At 70.5% G+C, this 16,343-nt stretch carries 14 protein-coding genes and 1 pseudogene; 9 read left to right on the forward strand and 6 right to left on the reverse strand.

Annotated elements, in window-relative coordinates; translation table 11 throughout:
- Positions 1–124: 124 nt before the first annotated feature.
- From MicB006_RS22970 to MicB006_RS22985, 4 genes are all read right to left on the reverse strand, one after another.
- Complete coding sequence (locus MicB006_RS22970; protein WP_073829018.1) at positions 125–442, reverse strand: hypothetical protein; 318 nt, start codon at positions 440–442, stop codon at positions 125–127.
- Between the two features lie 375 nt (positions 443–817).
- Positions 818–1,072 carry a Smr/MutS family protein gene (locus MicB006_RS22975; RefSeq protein WP_013288724.1) on the reverse strand — a complete coding sequence of 85 codons (255 nt, stop codon included), beginning with the start codon at positions 1,070–1,072 and terminating at the stop codon, positions 818–820.
- Between the two features lie 59 nt (positions 1,073–1,131).
- A complete protein-coding gene (locus MicB006_RS22980) occupies positions 1,132–1,494 on the reverse strand; it encodes a M48 family metallopeptidase (RefSeq protein ID WP_013288725.1) in 363 nt (120 codons plus the stop codon).
- 88 nt (positions 1,495–1,582) lie between these two features.
- On the reverse strand, positions 1,583–2,353 hold the full coding sequence (locus tag MicB006_RS22985) for an ROK family protein (protein ID WP_043328120.1): 771 nt from the start codon (positions 2,351–2,353) through the stop codon (positions 1,583–1,585).
- An 83-nt stretch (positions 2,354–2,436) separates the two neighbouring features.
- On the opposite strand from MicB006_RS22985, the gene MicB006_RS22990 reads away from it, so the two are divergent.
- The 3 genes and pseudogenes from MicB006_RS22990 to MicB006_RS23000 all read left to right on the forward strand — a co-directional run bounded on the left by MicB006_RS22990 (position 2,437) and on the right by MicB006_RS23000 (position 5,799).
- Positions 2,437–4,074 carry an ABC-F family ATP-binding cassette domain-containing protein gene (locus MicB006_RS22990; protein WP_116508814.1) on the forward strand — a complete coding sequence of 546 codons (1,638 nt, stop codon included), beginning with the start codon at positions 2,437–2,439 and terminating at the stop codon, positions 4,072–4,074.
- Positions 4,075–4,112: 38 nt separating this feature from the next.
- Positions 4,113–4,364: pseudogene (locus MicB006_RS22995) on the forward strand (hypothetical protein); the annotation flags it as partial.
- Between the two features lie 709 nt (positions 4,365–5,073).
- The gene (locus tag MicB006_RS23000) at positions 5,074–5,799 is read left to right on the forward strand and encodes a methyltransferase domain-containing protein (protein WP_116508816.1); all 726 of its coding nucleotides are present in this window, start codon (positions 5,074–5,076) and stop codon (positions 5,797–5,799) included.
- 122 nt (positions 5,800–5,921) lie between these two features.
- On the opposite strand, the gene MicB006_RS23005 is transcribed toward MicB006_RS23000, so the two are convergent.
- Positions 5,922–6,926 carry a LacI family DNA-binding transcriptional regulator gene (locus MicB006_RS23005; RefSeq protein ID WP_116508818.1) on the reverse strand — a complete coding sequence of 335 codons (1,005 nt, stop codon included), beginning with the start codon at positions 6,924–6,926 and terminating at the stop codon, positions 5,922–5,924.
- Between the two features lie 151 nt (positions 6,927–7,077).
- Here MicB006_RS23005 and MicB006_RS23010 point away from each other — a divergent pair, with 151 nt between their 5' ends.
- The 5 genes from MicB006_RS23010 to MicB006_RS23030 are packed head-to-tail and all read left to right on the forward strand — an operon-like array spanning position 7,078 to position 12,774.
- Positions 7,078–8,589 (forward strand): alpha-N-arabinofuranosidase, encoded by a 1,512-nt coding sequence (locus MicB006_RS23010; RefSeq protein WP_116511719.1) that lies wholly within the window; start codon positions 7,078–7,080, stop codon positions 8,587–8,589.
- Positions 8,590–8,626: 37 nt separating this feature from the next.
- A complete protein-coding gene (locus MicB006_RS23015; RefSeq protein ID WP_116508819.1) occupies positions 8,627–9,958 on the forward strand; it encodes an ABC transporter substrate-binding protein in 1,332 nt (443 codons plus the stop codon).
- A 6-nt stretch (positions 9,959–9,964) separates the two neighbouring features.
- Entirely contained in the window at positions 9,965–10,927 is a 963-nt protein-coding gene (locus MicB006_RS23020) for a carbohydrate ABC transporter permease (RefSeq protein WP_116508821.1), read from the forward strand.
- A gap of 9 nt (positions 10,928–10,936) precedes the next feature.
- A complete protein-coding gene (locus MicB006_RS23025; protein WP_116508823.1) occupies positions 10,937–11,761 on the forward strand; it encodes a carbohydrate ABC transporter permease in 825 nt (274 codons plus the stop codon).
- Complete coding sequence (locus MicB006_RS23030) at positions 11,758–12,774, forward strand: glycoside hydrolase family 43 protein (RefSeq protein ID WP_116508824.1); 1,017 nt, start codon at positions 11,758–11,760, stop codon at positions 12,772–12,774. The genes MicB006_RS23025 and MicB006_RS23030 overlap by 4 nt, the downstream gene beginning before the upstream one ends.
- A 91-nt stretch (positions 12,775–12,865) precedes the next feature.
- On the opposite strand, the gene MicB006_RS23035 is transcribed toward MicB006_RS23030, so the two are convergent.
- Positions 12,866–14,359 (reverse strand): amino acid permease, encoded by a 1,494-nt coding sequence (locus MicB006_RS23035; protein WP_116508826.1) that lies wholly within the window; start codon positions 14,357–14,359, stop codon positions 12,866–12,868.
- Positions 14,360–14,630: 271 nt separating this feature from the next.
- Here MicB006_RS23035 and MicB006_RS23040 point away from each other — a divergent pair, with 271 nt between their 5' ends.
- Positions 14,631–16,295: a glycoside hydrolase family 10 protein gene (locus MicB006_RS23040; RefSeq protein WP_116508828.1), complete on the forward strand. Its 1,665-nt coding sequence runs from the start codon at positions 14,631–14,633 to the stop codon at positions 16,293–16,295.
- The last annotated feature ends 48 nt before the right edge of the window (positions 16,296–16,343 follow it).

The raw sequence follows: 16,343 nt of genomic DNA on the forward strand, positions 1-16,343 counted from the left end.
TCAGATCACATAGACGAAGAGGAATCATCTGCGGACGGTGAGCTTGGCGAACAGAGCCGAAGCGCTCGACAAACCTGACCTTCCGGCGGCACATCCGGCGCGGCAAGATCTGCTAGCGCATCGATCAGCGCTCCGCTGCGCGAGCCGCGTCCAGGACGGCGTCACGGACCTTGATGCGAACGGCATCCGGCGACCCCGCAACCCACGTCACGTTCGCCCTCGAATCGCTCGGCTGATCACCCACGGCGACGAACTGCTGCGCGGGAAAGCGGGCAGAGGCTGCCGTCGCGGCGGCGCCGGGCGCTTGACCGGAAAGAACGACCAGGTTGCACCGGGACTGCACCATGCTTGCGACGAAGGTTCCGGCGTTGTCAGTGGTCTGCTCCCCAATTACGGAGAGATGCTGGACCTTCGTCAGACTGGCGAGCGAGGCGTCCTGCATACCAGCCCAGGCAGGGGCCGCGGCAGGCCCGCCGATCCCCGCTTCGTCTGTCAGAAGGCAGCTTGTGAACGCCCCGTACTGACGGCTACGGGGCTTCTCCTCGCCACCCGCAGTTACCAGGATCAAACCAAGGACTGCGGCGACAACCAGGCCGCCAGCCGCGATCCCATATGCCCGACGGCGCTTCATCGTCCCTCCAGATGCCAGGCGGCCATTGGCAGAGGCCGCCGCGGGATACTAGAAGCCCGCCCGCCGATCGCGCCGCCCCTCTTTCCATCCGCCACAGCCGGAGCGACGCTTGCTCGGGGCGGCCGTTGACCGTCGCGCCGGTGTTGAGTTGCACAACCGGGCGTTCGGCTGCGACATGCAACCGGGCTACTTCCAGCGGAAGTGCACGAACAGCCGGCCGAAGTTCTTCGAGTCCTTCTCGACCCGGTGGTAGAGCTGCTTCACGTCCTTCTGGTCGAGGAACCGCAGCACCTTCTTCTTCAGCGCGCCCGACCCCTTGCCCGGGATGATCTCCACGAGCGTGGCCTTCTTCGCCACCGCCTCGTCCATGATCCCGCGCAGCGCACGGTCGATGTCGTGGCCCTTGTTGTAGATGTCGTGGAGGTCGAGCTTGAGCTTCACGGTCCCATCCTAGGTACGCGGAAGGGCAGCCCGCCTGGGCTGCCCTTCCGCGTGATCAGTCAACGACCGACCTTGCCCTCCACCCGGCGCAGCGCGGTGGCGTAGTCGGTGTTCGTCGAGTACATCGCGGCAGCGATGCGCAGGTGCCGCAGCGCGTCCACGGGCCGGTTCATCCGCTCCAGCGTGCGGCCGAGCACGTGGTGCGCGTAATGGTCGCTCGGGTCCCGGTCGACCAGCGCGCGCAACTGCTCCTCGGCCCGGTTGAGCTGGGCCGACTGGAAGTAGGCGCGGGCCAGCAGCTGCCGGACCGACGAGTTGTCGGGCTCGGCCTCGATGATCGGTTCGAGCAGCCGGGCCGCTCCGGTCGGGTCACCCGCTTCGAAGAACATGGTCGCCCGCCGGTACTCCGCCAGAAGATCCACTCGACCCACCTCCTCGTGTCGCGCCAGGCCTTGGTCCGACGCTGGCACAACACCGGCGCGAGCGCGAGTGTTCCTGCGGGGCGAAAGATCAGGTGGTCGGGTCGTACCGGCCGCCGACCAGGTCCCAGGCCCGGACACCGCCGACGATTCCGGCCGTGTTCGGGACGATCACCACGTCGTCGCCCATCCGGGCCACCTGCTCGGGCCGGATCAGCCGGGAGTTGCCGCCGCCGAGATACAGCCGGTCCCAGCGGAACACCGGCCGCAGGCCGTCCACCACCTGCCGGATCCGCCGGGACCAGAACGCGTCGCCGAGGCGCCGCCGTTCCGGCTCCCCCACGTACGTGTCGTAGGTGGTGTTCCACCGCACCGGCGCGTGCGACAGCTCCAGGTGCGGCGCCAGCACCCCACCGTCGAACAACGCGCTGCCCAACCCGGTGCCGAGTGTCAGCACCAGCTCGCAGCCGGTCCCGGCGACCACGCCCGCGCCGTGCACCTCGGCGTCGTTGAGCACCAGCGCCGGCACGCCGAACGCCTCGGCCAGCGCGGTGCGCGCGTCGTACCCGGACCACTCGGCCATCAGGTCGGGGTCGACGCGGCTGCGCGGCCCGGACCGGGTCACGTAGTGCGGCGTCGCCACCACGACGCCGTGCCGGATCATGCCGGGCATGCCCACGGTGAGCCGGTCCGCCGTGGGCAGGCGGGCGCCGAGATCCAGCAGCGTCTTGACGAACAGGGCAGGCGGCAGCGGGTACGGCGTGGGCACGCGCAGCGGCCGGGCGCGCATGGTCCCGGCGGCGTCCAGCACGGAGGCCTTGATCCCGCCGCCACCGCAGTCGATCGCCAGTGTGGTCACCACGGCTGTGAGTCTCCCTCAGATCGGTGCCGCCGCGAGCGCGGGTCACGGTAATCCGGATGCGCGCCGGTAGGCTTGATCACCTGATGAGCGCCACGTTGATCGCCAAGGACCTCACCGCCGGCCACGGTGACCGCCTCCTCTTCGAAGACCTCGACCTGGTCGTCGCGCCGGGCGACGTGGTGGGTCTGGTCGGGGTCAACGGCGCGGGCAAGTCCACGCTGCTGCGTACCCTCGCCGGGCTGGTCCCACGCGAGCAGGGCACGGTCTCGCTCAGCCCGCCCACGGCGACCGTCGGCTACCTGCCGCAGGAGCCGGAGCGCCGGCCCGGCGAGACGGTCCGCGAGTTCCTGGCCCGGCGCACCGGGGTGAGCACCGCGCAGGCCGCGCTGGACGCCGCCACCGAGGCGCTCACCGCCGGGGCGGCGGGCGCCGACGACGCGTACGCGAATGCTCTGGAACGTTGGCTCGACCTCGGCGGCGCGGACCTGGACGAGCGGGCCGGGCAGGTCGCCGCGGAGCTGGGTCTCGACGTCGGCCTGGACCACCCGATGACCGGCCTGTCCGGCGGGCAGGCCGCCCGCGCGGGGCTCGCGTCGCTGCTGCTCAGCCGGTACGACATCTTCCTGCTCGACGAGCCCACCAACGACCTCGACCTGGCCGGGCTGGACCGGCTGGAACGTTTCGTCACCGGCCTGCGCGCCGGCACCGTGGTGGTCAGCCACGACCGGGAGTTCCTCACCCGCACGGCCACCCGGATCGTCGAGCTGGACCTGCATCAGCGGCAGGTCAACCACTACGGCGGTGGCTACGCGGCCTACCTGGAGGAGCGGGAGGTGGCGCGCCGGCACGCCCGCGAGGAGTACGAGGAGTTCGCCGACACGAAGGCCGGCCTGGAGGCGCGCGCCCGCACCCAGCGCGCCTGGATGGAGAAGGGCGTCAAGAACGCCCGGCGCAAGGCCACCGACAACGACAAGGTCGGCCGCAAGTTCCGCGCCGAGTCGACCGAGAAGCAGGCCGCGAAGGCCAAGCAGACCGCCCGGCTGATCGAGCGGCTGGAGGTGGTCGAGGAGCCGCGCAAGGAGTGGGAGCTGCGGATGGAGATCGCCGCCGCGCCCCGCGCCGGCGCCGTCGTGGCCTCGCTCCGAGGAGCAGTGGTACGCCGAGGCGGCTTCACGCTCGGCCCGGTGGACCTGCAGATCGACTGGGCCGACCGGGTGGCGATCACCGGGGCGAACGGCTCCGGCAAGAGCACCCTGCTCGCCGCGCTGCTCGGCCGGCTGCCGCTCGACGAGGGTCACGCCGCACTCGGCCCCGGTGTGGTGGTCGGCGAGGTCGACCAGGCTCGGGGGCTCTTCCTCGGCGATCAGCCGCTGCTCGACGCGTTCGGCGCCGCCGTACCCGATCTGGCCCCGGCGGACGTGCGGACGCTGCTCGCGAAGTTCGGCCTGCGCGCCGACCACGTGCTGCGACCGGCGGCAACGCTGTCCCCCGGCGAGCGGACCCGGGCCGCGCTGGCCCTGCTCCAGGGCCGCGGCGTCAACCTGCTGGTGCTCGACGAGCCGACGAACCACCTCGACCTGGCCGCGATCGAACAGCTCGAATCGGCGCTGGCCAGCTATCCCGGCACGCTGCTCCTGGTGACCCACGATCGGCGGATGCTCGACGTGGTGAGCGTGAACCGGCGGCTGCGCGTCGCGGACGGACGGATCGCCGAACACTGATCCGTGCCGAGTCGCCCGCGCGGGTCCACAATGAGCGCATGCTCAAGTGGGAGTACGCGCTGCTGGTCCGCCGTCGTCAACCCGCCGCGACCGACCTCGGGTTCGAGGTCGTCTTCATCTGGTACGGCCCGGACGGCTCCATGATCGACGTCACGCCGTACGGCGACACCGCGCTGGCCCACCTGAACCGGGCCGGTGACCAGGGCTGGGAACTGGTCGCGATGAGCGAGGACCCGTCGCTGCCCGGCAACAACGAGCTGCACCGCTACCACCTCAAGCGTCCGAAGACGGCCGCCACGCAGCCCCGCCAGCGCATGCGCAGCTCCCGCACCATCCGCCGAACCCTCTCCCCCTGACCCTCCTCCCCTCCCGCCCTCCCCGCCCGCCCTTCCCCGCCGTCCCTCAGCGCGTCGATCTTGCAGTGGCGGCCCCTCGCCTGCCCCCTTTGCGAGCTTGGCCCAGGCCACAACTCCATGATCGACGAGCCGCCCGCCCGGGCCCCGGCATCGGAGCACACCCCGACCAAGACCGGCGTTGATCAAGGAGTTCGTGTCGACACAGCCCTCGAAAAGGGACACAAACTCCTTGATCAACGGGGCGGGCCGGATGGCCTCTCGCGCGATCGAGGAGTTCGGGTCCATCCACGCCGCCGACGCCAGCACAAACTCCTTGATCAGCGCTGCAGCTCGAGTCGTGGGAGATCTTGGAAGGAAAGTGCCCCTATGACGGCCGGAATCTTCAAGATCTCGGGCGCTCCCCGGTGATCAAGGAGTTTGTGTCCTCAGGGGCGTCTTCTGGTGACACAAACTCCTTGATCACGGGCGACAGGCGGGGCGGACGGGCCGACGGAGGGCTGAGGGCGGGCGGCGGGCCGGGGGCGGGGCGCGGGCGGGGCGCGGGGCGGGACGGGACGAGGGCGGCGGGCCGAGGTGGAGGAGGGCGGGCGGGCGCGGGGCATATTGGGGTGAAATGGGGGTAACGGGCCGCCGGAGGTGGCGCATGGTGGCGATGGGGCAGACCGCGCTCTCGGGTGAGCGACTCCGGCAGACCGACGAGTTTCTCGCCGAGGCGTGGGCCGACCTGGTCCGGCACGACGAGCGGCTACGCGGGACGACCGTCGAGGTGCGCTTCGACAGGGGGGTGGCGCACCTGACCGGCGCGGTCGCCGATCCGGCGCAGTTGCGGCTGGTACGGGAGTTGATCGGCCGGCTGTCGGGCGTACTCGGGGTCTGGTGCCGGGTCGCCGTGGCCGGGCGCGCGCCGGTGGTGGTCGACCTGGGCTGCGGCGCGACCAAGCAGTGGCCGGGCAACCTGGGGCTGGACATCTATCCGGCGCCGGGGGTGAACGCGGTCGCCAATCTCGCCGGCTCGCTGCCGTTGCGCGACGACTCGGTGGACGTGTTCTTCGCTGTGCACATCGTCGAGCACCTGATCGACTTCCTGCCACTGTTCGACGAGTGCCACCGGGTGCTGCGGCCCGGCGGGGTGCTCCACGTGATGAGTCCCTGGTGGCGGCACGTCAACGCGGTGGCCGACCCGACCCACGTACGTCTGCTGGACGTGCAGACGTTCAAGGGCATCTGCGGTCAGCGCCCACCGGGTACGCCGCGCTGGTATCCGCTGCACGTCGGCTGCGACGGTGCGTCGATCTTCGCCGACCTCACTCCCCTGCCCCCGGACGCGCCACCTCCACCCGCGTCCCACCTGGCCCGCTTCTTCGACTGACCACCAACCGAGCAAAACCCACCCCGTCGATCATGAAGTTGGCGGCACTCCAGGAGATCGACATCGCCGCCAACTTCATGATCGACGCGGCCAGGAGGGGGCCAGAGGAGGGCTGGAAGGGGCTAGAGGGGGGCGGACTCGCGTAGGGCCAGGTGGTGGGGGGCCACCAGTTCTCGGGGTGGGGAGTCGCGGTCGGGGCCTAGACGTCCGGCCAGCAACTCGACCGCGAGGCGGGCGATGCGCTCCTTGTCGGGGGCGACTGTGGTCAGCGTCGGGATCGAGAAGCGGCCGTCCTCGATGTCGTCGAAGCCGGCCACCGCGACGTCCTCGGGCACGCGCAGGCCCACCTCGTGCAGGGCGCGCAACGCGCCGAGCGCGAGCGTGTCGTTGAAGCAGAAGACGGCGTCGGGGCGTACCCCGGTGGTGAGCAGGTTGCGCATGGCGGCGGCGCCGTCCGCGCGGTGCCAGGCCGGCGCGGGCGCCACCAGGCGGTCGTCGTACGCGATGCCGGCCTCGCTCAGCGCGGCGGTGTAGCCGGCCAGGCGGAGCCGGGCGCTGGCGCCCTCGGGGGTGCGCTGGGAGCCGATCGCGGCGATCCGGCGGCGGCCGAGCCCGATCAGGTGGGCGGTGATCTCCCGGGCGGCGGCCACGTTGTCGATCATGACGTGGTCGGCGGGGCCGTGGTCGACCCGTTCGCCGAGCAGCACCATGGGCAGGCCGTGCAGGGCGGCGAGGTCGTCGGAGGTGAGCGCGAGCGGGCTCAGGATCAGGCCGTCGATCATGTGGTCGCCGATGCCGCTGGCGGCCTTTCGCTCCTGTTCGGAGCCGCCGCCGGTCTGGTCGATGAGGACCGTCCAGTCGTGGTCGGCGGCGGCGGTGACGACGTGCCGGGCCAGCTCGGCGAAGTAGGGGATGTCGAGTTCGGGCACGGCCAGGGCGATCACCCCGGTACGCCCTTTGCGCAGGTTGCGGGCCGACAGGTTGGGCCGGTAGTTGAGTGCGGCGATGGCCTCCTCGACCCGGGCCCGGGTGTCGGCGCGTACGTGCTGGTAGCCGTTGACGACGTTGGAGACGGTCTTCACCGACACTCCGGCCCGCTCCGCGACGTCCTTGAGCCTGTGCCGCACTGAACTGTCCTCCCGGTGAACGCTGGCCGCACTGTACCGCGTCACGACGACGTAACGAGCTCTTTACACGAGCACTTACAACGTTGTAGAAACCACTGACAGGGGGGTGGCCTCGGTCACCGGCAACACCACTGGGAAAGAGGTTGGCATCGTGCCGAACGCGCAGCTCACGATCGATCCGGCGTTCCGGGTCGCGCCGGCGGACCGCCGGATCTTCGGTTCCTTCGTCGAGCACATGGGGCGCTGCGTCTACGGCGGGGTGTACGAACCGGGGCACCCCACCGCCGACCGGCGGGGTCTGCGGCGCGACGTGCTGGACCTGACCCGCGAACTGGGCGTCTCGGCCGTCCGGTACCCGGGCGGGAACTTCGTCTCCAGCTACCGCTGGGAGGACGGCATCGGCCCGGTCGGCGACCGGCCGCGCCGGCTCGACCTGGCCTGGAAGACGATCGAGACCAACGAGTTCGGCCTGGACGAGTTCATGACCTGGGCGGCCGAGGCCGGGGTCGAGCCGATGATGGCCGTCAACCTCGGCACCCGCGGCGTGGCCGAGGCGCTCGACCTGCTGGAGTACACCAACCACCCGGGCGGCACCCAGCTGTCCGACCTGCGCCGCAAGCACGGCGCCGAGCAGCCGTACGGGGTGCGGCTGTGGTGCCTCGGCAACGAGATGGACGGGCCGTGGCAGGTCGGGCACAAGACCGCCGACGAGTACGGCCGACTCGCCGCCGAGACCGCGCGCGCCATGAAGATGATCGACCCGTCGATCAGCCTGGTCGCCTGCGGAAGCTCCAACCGGGGCATGCCCACGTTCGCCGCGTGGGAGGCCACCGTGCTGGAGCACACCTACGAGCACGTCGACTACATCTCCGCCCACACCTACTACGACCCGTCCGACGGCGACCGGGCCAGCCTGCTCGCCTCCGCCGTCGACATGGACGCCTTCATCACCGAGGTCGTCGCCACCGCCGACCACGTGGGCGCCAAGCTGCGGCAGAAGCGCAAGCTGAAGATCTCCTTCGACGAGTGGAACGTCTGGTACCAGTCCCGCCTCCAGGCCGACCTGGACCGGCGCGGCTGGGTCGAGGCGCCCGCGCTGATCGAGGACGACTACACGGCGGTCGACGCGGTGGTCGTCGGCGACCTGCTGATCACGCTGCTCCGGCACGCCGACCGCGTCGGGGTGGCCTGCCAGGCGCAGCTCGCCAACGTGATCGCCCCGATCCGTACCCGCAACGGCGGCCCGGCCTGGCGGCAGAGCATCTTCCACCCGTTCGCCCTGACCGCCCGGTACGCGCGCGGCACCGTGCTGCGGACCGAGCCCACCGGCCCCACCTACGAGACCCGCCGGTACGGCGACGTGCCCGCGCTGGACACCGTCGCCGTGCACGACGAGGAGACCGGCGAGCTGGCCGTCTTCGCCGTCAACCGGAGCTCGCAGGACCTTCCGCTCGACCTGGACCTGCGCGGCCTGCCCGGCCTGCGGGCCGAGGCGCACACCACGGTGGCGGCCGGAACCGAACCGGACGCCACGAACACCGAAGCGGACCCGGAGCGGGTCACGCCCCGGGACCTGACCACTCCCACAGTCGACGGCGGCCGGGCCTCCGTGCTGCTGCCGGCCACCTCCTGGAACCTGCTGCGCTTCGTGCCAGCGCTGTGACCAGGCAATACTCCATCCCGTCCCCCAAGGAGTACCCATGATCCAGAACGAGATGAGCCGGCGGCGCCTGCTCGGGCTCGGCCTCGGTCTCGGCGCGGCGGCCACGCTGACGCTGAGCGGCTGTGGCGGCGGCAGCAGCAGCGACAGCTCCGGCGCCTCCGGCAACGGCGGCAAGGACTACACCGGCCCGAAAGTGGACCTGAAGCTGTGGAACGGCTTCACCGGCGGCGACGGCGACATCTTCAAGGCGCTCGTCCAGCAGTTCAACAGCGAGCACCAGAACATCGCGGTCAGCGTGATCACGTACCAGTGGGAGGACTACTACAGCAAGCTCCCCGGTGCGGTCTCCAGCGGCAACGGCCCGGACATCGCGGTCATGCACATGGACCAGCTCGCCACGTTCGCCGCCCGCGGCACGATCACCGAACTGGACGACGTGGCGAAGACCCTGGAGCTGAGCGAGGGCGACTTCGCCCCGACCGTCTGGAAGGGCGGCCTCTACAACGACAAGCGGTACGGCATCCCGCTGGACATGCACCCGCTGGGCTTCTACTACAACAAGGCGGTCATGCAGAAAGCCGGCCTGGACCCGGAGAAGCCCCCGGCCACCCGGGGCGAGTACACCGCCGCGCTCACCGAGCTGAAGAAGTCGGGCGTGCAGGGGTTCTGGGTCAGCCCGTTCCAGTTCACCGGCGGCATGACCTTCTACAGCCTGCTGCACCAGTGGGGCGGCACGCTCTTCGACGCCGAGGTGGCGAAGGCGACGTTCAACTCCGACCCGGCGGTCGAGGCGTGCACCTGGCTGGTCGACCTGATCAAGCAGGGTCACTCCCCGGCGAACGTCGGCCAGGACGCCGACTACCTGGCGTTCAAGAGCGGCAAGAACGCGTTCAACTGGAACGGCATCTGGCAGATCAACGACCTGAAGAAGAGCTCGAACGTGCAGTGGGGCGTCGCGCCGCTGCCACAGATCGGCAGCCAGCAGGCCGCCTGGGCGAACTCGCACAACTTCACCATCGTCAAGCAGCGCTCCGCGAACGCCAACAAGACCGCCGGGGCGAAGGTGTTCATCAACTGGCTCAGCCAGCACTCGCTGGACTGGGCCAAGGGCGGGCAGGTGCCGGCGCGCAAGGCGGTACGCGAGAGCAGCGAGTTCAAGGGCCTCACCGAGGTCAACGCGCTCGCCCCCGAGCTGGAGTACGCCGCGTTCCCGCCGGCCGCGCCCGGTCTCGGCGAGACCATGCTGACCTTCTACAGCGCCTTCAACGAGGCGGCGCTGGGCAAGAAGTCGCCGAAGCAGGCGCTCGACGACGGCGTGGCCAAGGCGAACAAGCAGCTCGAGGACAACCGCAAGAAGTACGGGAACTGATCCGCCGTGGCGGACGTGATCGAGGCCGGGGCGGCGCGTGAGGACGCGCCGCCCCCGGCGGCGCCCACCCGCCGCCGGGGCGCGACGGAACGCGGCAACCGCACGACGCCGTACCTCTTCCTCGCGCCGTACCTGATCCTGTTCGGCGTCTTCGGCCTGGCGCCGATCCTGTTCGGGGTCTGGATCAGCCTGCACCAGTGGGACCTGCAACTGCCCAACCGGCCGTTCGTCGGGCTCGGCAACTACCGGGACCTGTTCTCCAGCGAGTCGGCGATCTACGGGGACTGGTGGTCGAGCGTCCGGGCCACCGGGATCTTCACGCTGTTCTCCGTACCGCTGCTGGTGGTCGTCCCGCTCGGGCTGGCGCTGCTGCTCAACCGCTCGTTCCCCGGCCGGACGTTCTTCCGGGCCGCGTTCTTCGCCCCGTACGTGCTGGGTGTGGCGGTGATCGGCCTGCTCTGGCGGTTCCTGCTCGACGCCAACCTGGGCCTGGTCAACCGGCTGCTCGGCGTGGTCGGGTTGCCCTCGGACACGCCCTGGGTGGCCGACGTGCCGTGGGCCTGGATCTCGCTGGTCGGCGTGACCGTGTGGTGGACCTGCGGCTTCAACGCGGTGATCTACCTGGCCGGTCTCCAGGACATCCCGGCAGAGCTGTACGAGGCGGCGAAGGTCGACGGCGCGGGCGCCTGGGACCGGTTCCGCCACGTCACGATCCCCGGGCTGCGCCCGGTCATGCTGTTCGTCTTCACCACCACGATCCTCGCCTCGGCGAACGTCTTCGGGCAGGCGTTCCTGATCACCCAGGGCGCGCCCGGCGAGCAGACGCGGACCGTGGTCTGGCGGATCGTCGACGAGGGACTTCGGGACTACGACGCCGGGCGGGCCGCCGCGATGAGCGTGTTCTTCGCGCTGATGCTGGCCGTGGTGAGCGTCGTCAACTTCCGGCTGTTCCGCTACCGGGAAGACTGAGGGGACGACATGAGGAACGTACGCACGGTGGCGCGCTACGGCGTACTGCTCCTGATCACCGCGATCTTCGTGACCCCCCTGGTCTGGATGCTGCTGACCTCGGTGAAGACGTACGAGGACGCGCAGCAGGTGCCGCCGGGCTGGCTGCCGAACCCGTTCTCCACCTACGGCTACGAGCAGATCATCGACAACACGGCGAACCCGGTGCTGCGCTGGTTCGTCAACAGCATGCTCGCGGCCACCCTGCACACGCTGCTGGTGCTGGTGACCGCGTCGATGGCCGCGTACGCGCTGGCCCGGATGCGGTTCCGCGGGCGCAAACTGCTGTTCGCGCTGATCGTGGGCACGCTGTTCCTGCCGCCCACCTCGTTGATCATCCCGAACTTCATCATCGCCGAGCGGCTGAGCTGGATCGACACGCTCACAGTGGTGATCGTGCCGGGCGCGGCCAGCGCGTTCGGGGTGTTCTTCCTGCGCCAGTTCTTCCTCTCCATCCCGGCCGAACTGGAGGAGGCAGCGGTGCTGGACGGGGCGAACCACTGGCAGATCTTCCGGCAGGTGCTGCTGCCGCTGTCGAAACCGGCCCTGGCCACGCTCGCGGTGCTGTCGTTCCTGACCAACTGGAACGACTTCCTCTGGCCGGTGTACGTGCTGTTCAGCCCGGAACGGCTGACCCTGCCGGCGGGCCTGGGCCTGCTCCAGGGCGCGTACGTGACCGACTACCCCGTCATCATGGCGGGCGCGGTACTGGCCAGCGTGCCGGTGCTGATCCTGTTCGTGCTCGCCCAGCGGCACGTCATCCAGGGCGTGTCCCGCAGCGGCCTGAAGGGATGAGCGCCGGGCGGACGAGGCGACGCGGCGCGGCGGCGGTCCTGGCCGCCGCGCTGCTCGCCGCCGGTTGCGGCAGCACACCAACCCCGTCGAGTACGCCGGAGGACGCGCGCGTGTTCACCAACCCGGTCGTCCGCAGTGACGCCCCCGACCCGCAGGCGATCCGGGTCGGCGACACCTGGTACCTGTTCCACACGAACGCCGGCGGCCGGAACGTGCCGGTGCTCACCTCGCCCGACCTGGTCGACTGGACTCCGGCCGGCGACGCGCTGCCGACGCTGCCCGACTGGGCGGACGCGGGGAAGACGTGGGCGCCCGAGGTGATCCAACTGGCCCCGGACCGGTTCGTCCTGTACTACACGGTGGCCGACCGGGCCTCCGGCCGGCAGTGCCTGAGCCGGGCGGTGGCGAGCACCCCGCTCGGCCCGTACGCGGACGACTCGGACCGGCCGCTTGTCTGCCAGGCGGACCTGGGCGGCTCGATCGACGCCAGCCCGTTCCGGGACACCGACGGCAGCCTGTGGCTGCTGTGGAAGAACGACGGCAACGCGATCGGCGTGGACACCTGGCTCTGGTCGCAGCGCCTCTCCCCGGACGGGCTGCGGCTGACCGGCCCGGCTACCAAGCTGCTGCGGCAGACCGAGCCGTGGGAGGGCACGCTGATCGAAGGGCCGTTCCTGCACCGGCACGACGGGAAGCTGTTCCTGTTCTTCGCGGCGAACGCGTACGACAAGGGCGCCTACGCCGAGGGGTACGCGGTCTGCGAGAGCCCGGCCGGGCCGTGCGTGAAGGCGCCGGAGAACCCGATCCTGCGCGGCAACGACGTGGCCTCCGGGCCGGGGCACGCCTCGATCGTCGAGCACGACGGCCGTACCTGGCTGCTCTACCACGCCTGGCCGCCGGGCCTGGAGGGCGCGACCGACCCGGGCCGGCAGGTGTGGCTGGACGAGATGGTCTGGGAGAACGGCCGTCCGGTGGTGAAGGGTCCCACCGGGTCCGCCCAGCCCCGCCCGTAAGGAAGGGCCCCTTGTTAACGCCTCCGGTAGTAGAAGGGCCCCTTCTTAACGCCAGGCGTTAAGAAGGGGCCCTTCCTTCGGGGGGCCCGCCTCAGGGGGTGGGGGCGGGCTCGGGGGTGTCCGAGTGCTCGCGCCGGGCGAGCCGGTTCTTGCGGTGGCCGTACCCGAAGTAGATGACCGCGCCGATCAGCATCCAGGCGAGGAACCGCAGCCAGGTCTCCACCGACAGGTTCAGGCTCAGGTAGAGGCACGCCACGGCGGTGATGATCGGCAGCACCGGCGAGAACGGCACCTTGAACGGCCGCTCCAGGTCGGGCCGGCGCTTGCGCAGGATCGGCACCGCGATCGCGACGAGCGTGAACGCGCAGAGCGCGCCGATGCTGACCAGGTCGGCCAGCGCCGACAGCGGCAGGAAACCGGCGAGCAGCGCCACCGCGACGGTCATGATCCCGGCGATCCGGTACGGGGTGCCCCAGCGCGGGTGCACCTTGGCGATGGCGGGCGGGATGAGCCCGTCCCGGGCGATGGCGAAGCCGATCCGGCCCATGGCGACCAGGTCGACCAGGATCACGCTGGTGAGCCCGGCGACGGCGGCGATGGAGACGAGCACCGCGGCCCAGCCGGCGCCTACTGCCCGGAACGCGGACGCGATCGGCGCGCCCTCGTCGATCTCGGTGTACTTGACCATGCCGACAACGACGAGCGAGACGCCGATGTAGAGCACTGTGGAGATGAGCAGCGTGCCGAGCAGACCCAGCGGCAGGTCCCGCTTGGGCTTGCGGGTCTCCTCACCCAGGTTCGCCACGGCCTCGAACCCGGTGTACGCGAAGAACACGACCGCGGCGGCGGTGAGCACCCCGACGAAGCCGAAGACGGAGGGCTCCAGCCCGAAGATGGCCTGGGTGACCGGTTGCTTGATGCCGTCGTCCCCGGCCCCGGCCGGCTCGGCGGACGGGATGAACGGGCTGAGGTTGGCCGCCTTGACGAAGAACAGCCCGGCGATGATGACGAAGGCGCAGATCGCCACCTTGACCAGCACGAGCAGGTTGGTGACCCGGGCGGACTCGCGGATGCCGACGACGGCGACCACGCCGAGCACCAGCACGATGCCGATCGCGCCGAGGTTGACGACGCTGCCCTCCTCGGCGAACCAGGCGCTGGGCAGGCCGAACAGGTCGGCGAGGTAACCGGACCAGCCGCGGGCCACCACCGCCGCGCCGAGCGCGAACTCCAGCAGCAGGTCCCAGCCGATGATCCAGGCGACGATCTCGCCCATCGTCGCGTACGCGTAGGTGTAGGCGCTGCCGGCGGTCGGCACGCTGCTGGCGAGTTCGGCGTAGCAGAGCGCGGCGAGCAGCGCGACCAGGCCGGCGATGCCGAACGAGATCACCACGCCCGGCCCGGCGCTGTTGCGCGCCTCGACACCGGTGAGCGTGAAGATGCCGGTACCGATCACGATGCCGATGCCGAAGCCCATCAGGTCGACAGCGCCGAGCCGGCGCCGCAGTCCCGGTTTGCCGTCCTCGCCGTCGGCGTCGCCCTGGGCGAGCACGTCCTGGATCGGCTTGGTACGCAGGACCGACATCTGATCACCTCCCCCGCCGTGTGGCCGCCACGGTGGCGGTCTGACCGGGCTAGCTACCCAGCCGTTTTCCGCTCCAATCCCGCACCGCAGGTATCGGAATCGTCACGATCCGGCCGAGTCGGACGGCCCGGGGACATCGATCACCGGTCAGGGTCTTGCGCCGGGCACGGATAGATGAAAGTTTCCTACCGGAGGCATGGACGGTGCGGCGAATCTTGCCGCACACCCGCCGCCGATCGTCCCCCCGGACCCGACGAAGGGACCGCACCGCATGAAGGCAACTCGGCTCGGAGCAGCCGCGCTGGCCGCGGCGCTGCTCAGCGCGCTGGTCGCCGGCACGCCGGCGCAGGCCGCACCCGACGACACCAGCACCGCCACTTCCCCCTCCACCGACTGCGTCACCGACCCGGCCACCCCCAAGCGCCAGTTCCGGGCCATGTGGATCGCCTCGGTGACGAACATCGACTGGCCCACCAAGGACTCCTGGACCGCGCCGGACCAGGTGGCCAAGCAGAAGGCCGAATACCTGGCCTGGCTCGACCTGGCCCAGAAGCTCAACCACAACGCCGTCGTGGTCCAGGTCCGCCCGACCGCCGACGCGTTCTGGCCCTCGCCGTACGAGCCGTGGTCGGAGTACCTGACCGGCGTACGCGGCAAGAACCCCGGCTGGGACCCGCTGGCCTTCCTGGTCGACGAGTCACACAAGCGCAACCTGGAGTTCCACGCCTGGTTCAACCCGTACCGCGTCTCCATGCCCGCGCCCGGCGGCGCCGGCGCCGACCTGTCGCAACTGGCCCCGGACAGCCCGGCCCGCCAGCACCCCGACTGGGTCTTCGCCTACCCGCCCGCCGGCGTCGCCGGCAGCCGGCTCTACTACAACCCCGGCATCCCCGAGGTCCGCGAGTTCGTCCAGACCGCGATGATGGACGCGGTCAAGCGGTACGACATCGACGGCGTGCACTTCGACGACTACTTCTATCCGTACCCGAGCGGCACCCACCAGGTGCCCGACGACGCCACGTTCGCGGCGTACAACAGGGGCTTCACCGACAAGGCCGACTGGCGGCGGGACAACATCAACCTGCTGATCCAGGAGATGAACGCCAAGATCAAGGCCGTGAAGCCGTACGTGAAGTTCGGCGTCAGCCCGTTCGGCATCTGGCGCAACGCGTCGGCCGACCCGAACGGCTCGGACACCACCGGCTCGCAGTCGTACGACATCATCTCCGCCGACTCCCGCAAGTGGGTCAAGGAGGAGTGGATCGACTACATCGTGCCGCAGCTCTACTGGTACATCGGCCAGTACCCGGCCGCCGACTACGCCCGGCTGGTGCCGTGGTGGGCCGAGCAGGTACGCGGCACGCGGGTGCAGCTCTACATCGGCCAGGCCGACTACAAGAGCGGTGACCCGGCGTACGGGTCGTTCTGGATGAACCCGCAGGAGCTGTCGAACCACCTGACGCTCAACCGGTCGTACCCGGAGGTGCTCGGCAACGTGCACTTCTCCGCGGTGCAGGTCCGGGCGAACCGGCTCGGCGCCACCGACATCTACGCGGCCGAGCACTACTCCCGCCCGGCGCTGGTGCCCACCATGACGCACCTGCCGCGCAAGCCGCTGCTGTTCCCGGTGGTCACCAAGGCCCAGCGGGAGGCGGACGGGGTACGCCTGAGCTGGCGGCAGTCGGCCGACGGCAAGGGCCCGCTCGGCACCGCCGCGTCGTACGCGATCTACCGGTTCGACGGGCACGGCCTGGCCGGGCGCTGCGACTTCGCGGACGCCTCCAACCTGGTCGGCACCGTGCGGGCCACCGACGGCTCGGTGCAGTCCTGGGTGGACAGCACGGCGGCCGACGGCGCCCGGTACACCTACTACGTGACAGCACTGGACCGGCTGGCGAACGAGAGCCCGGCGAGCCCGCCGCGCTTCGTACGCTGATGCACCCCGAATGCCCCCGGGCCGCCTCGCCGGCCCGGGGGCATTCGT

The sequence above is a fragment of the Micromonospora sp. B006 genome (assembly GCF_003408515.1).
Taxonomy (GTDB): Bacteria; Actinomycetota; Actinomycetes; order Mycobacteriales; family Micromonosporaceae; genus Micromonospora; species Micromonospora echinospora_A.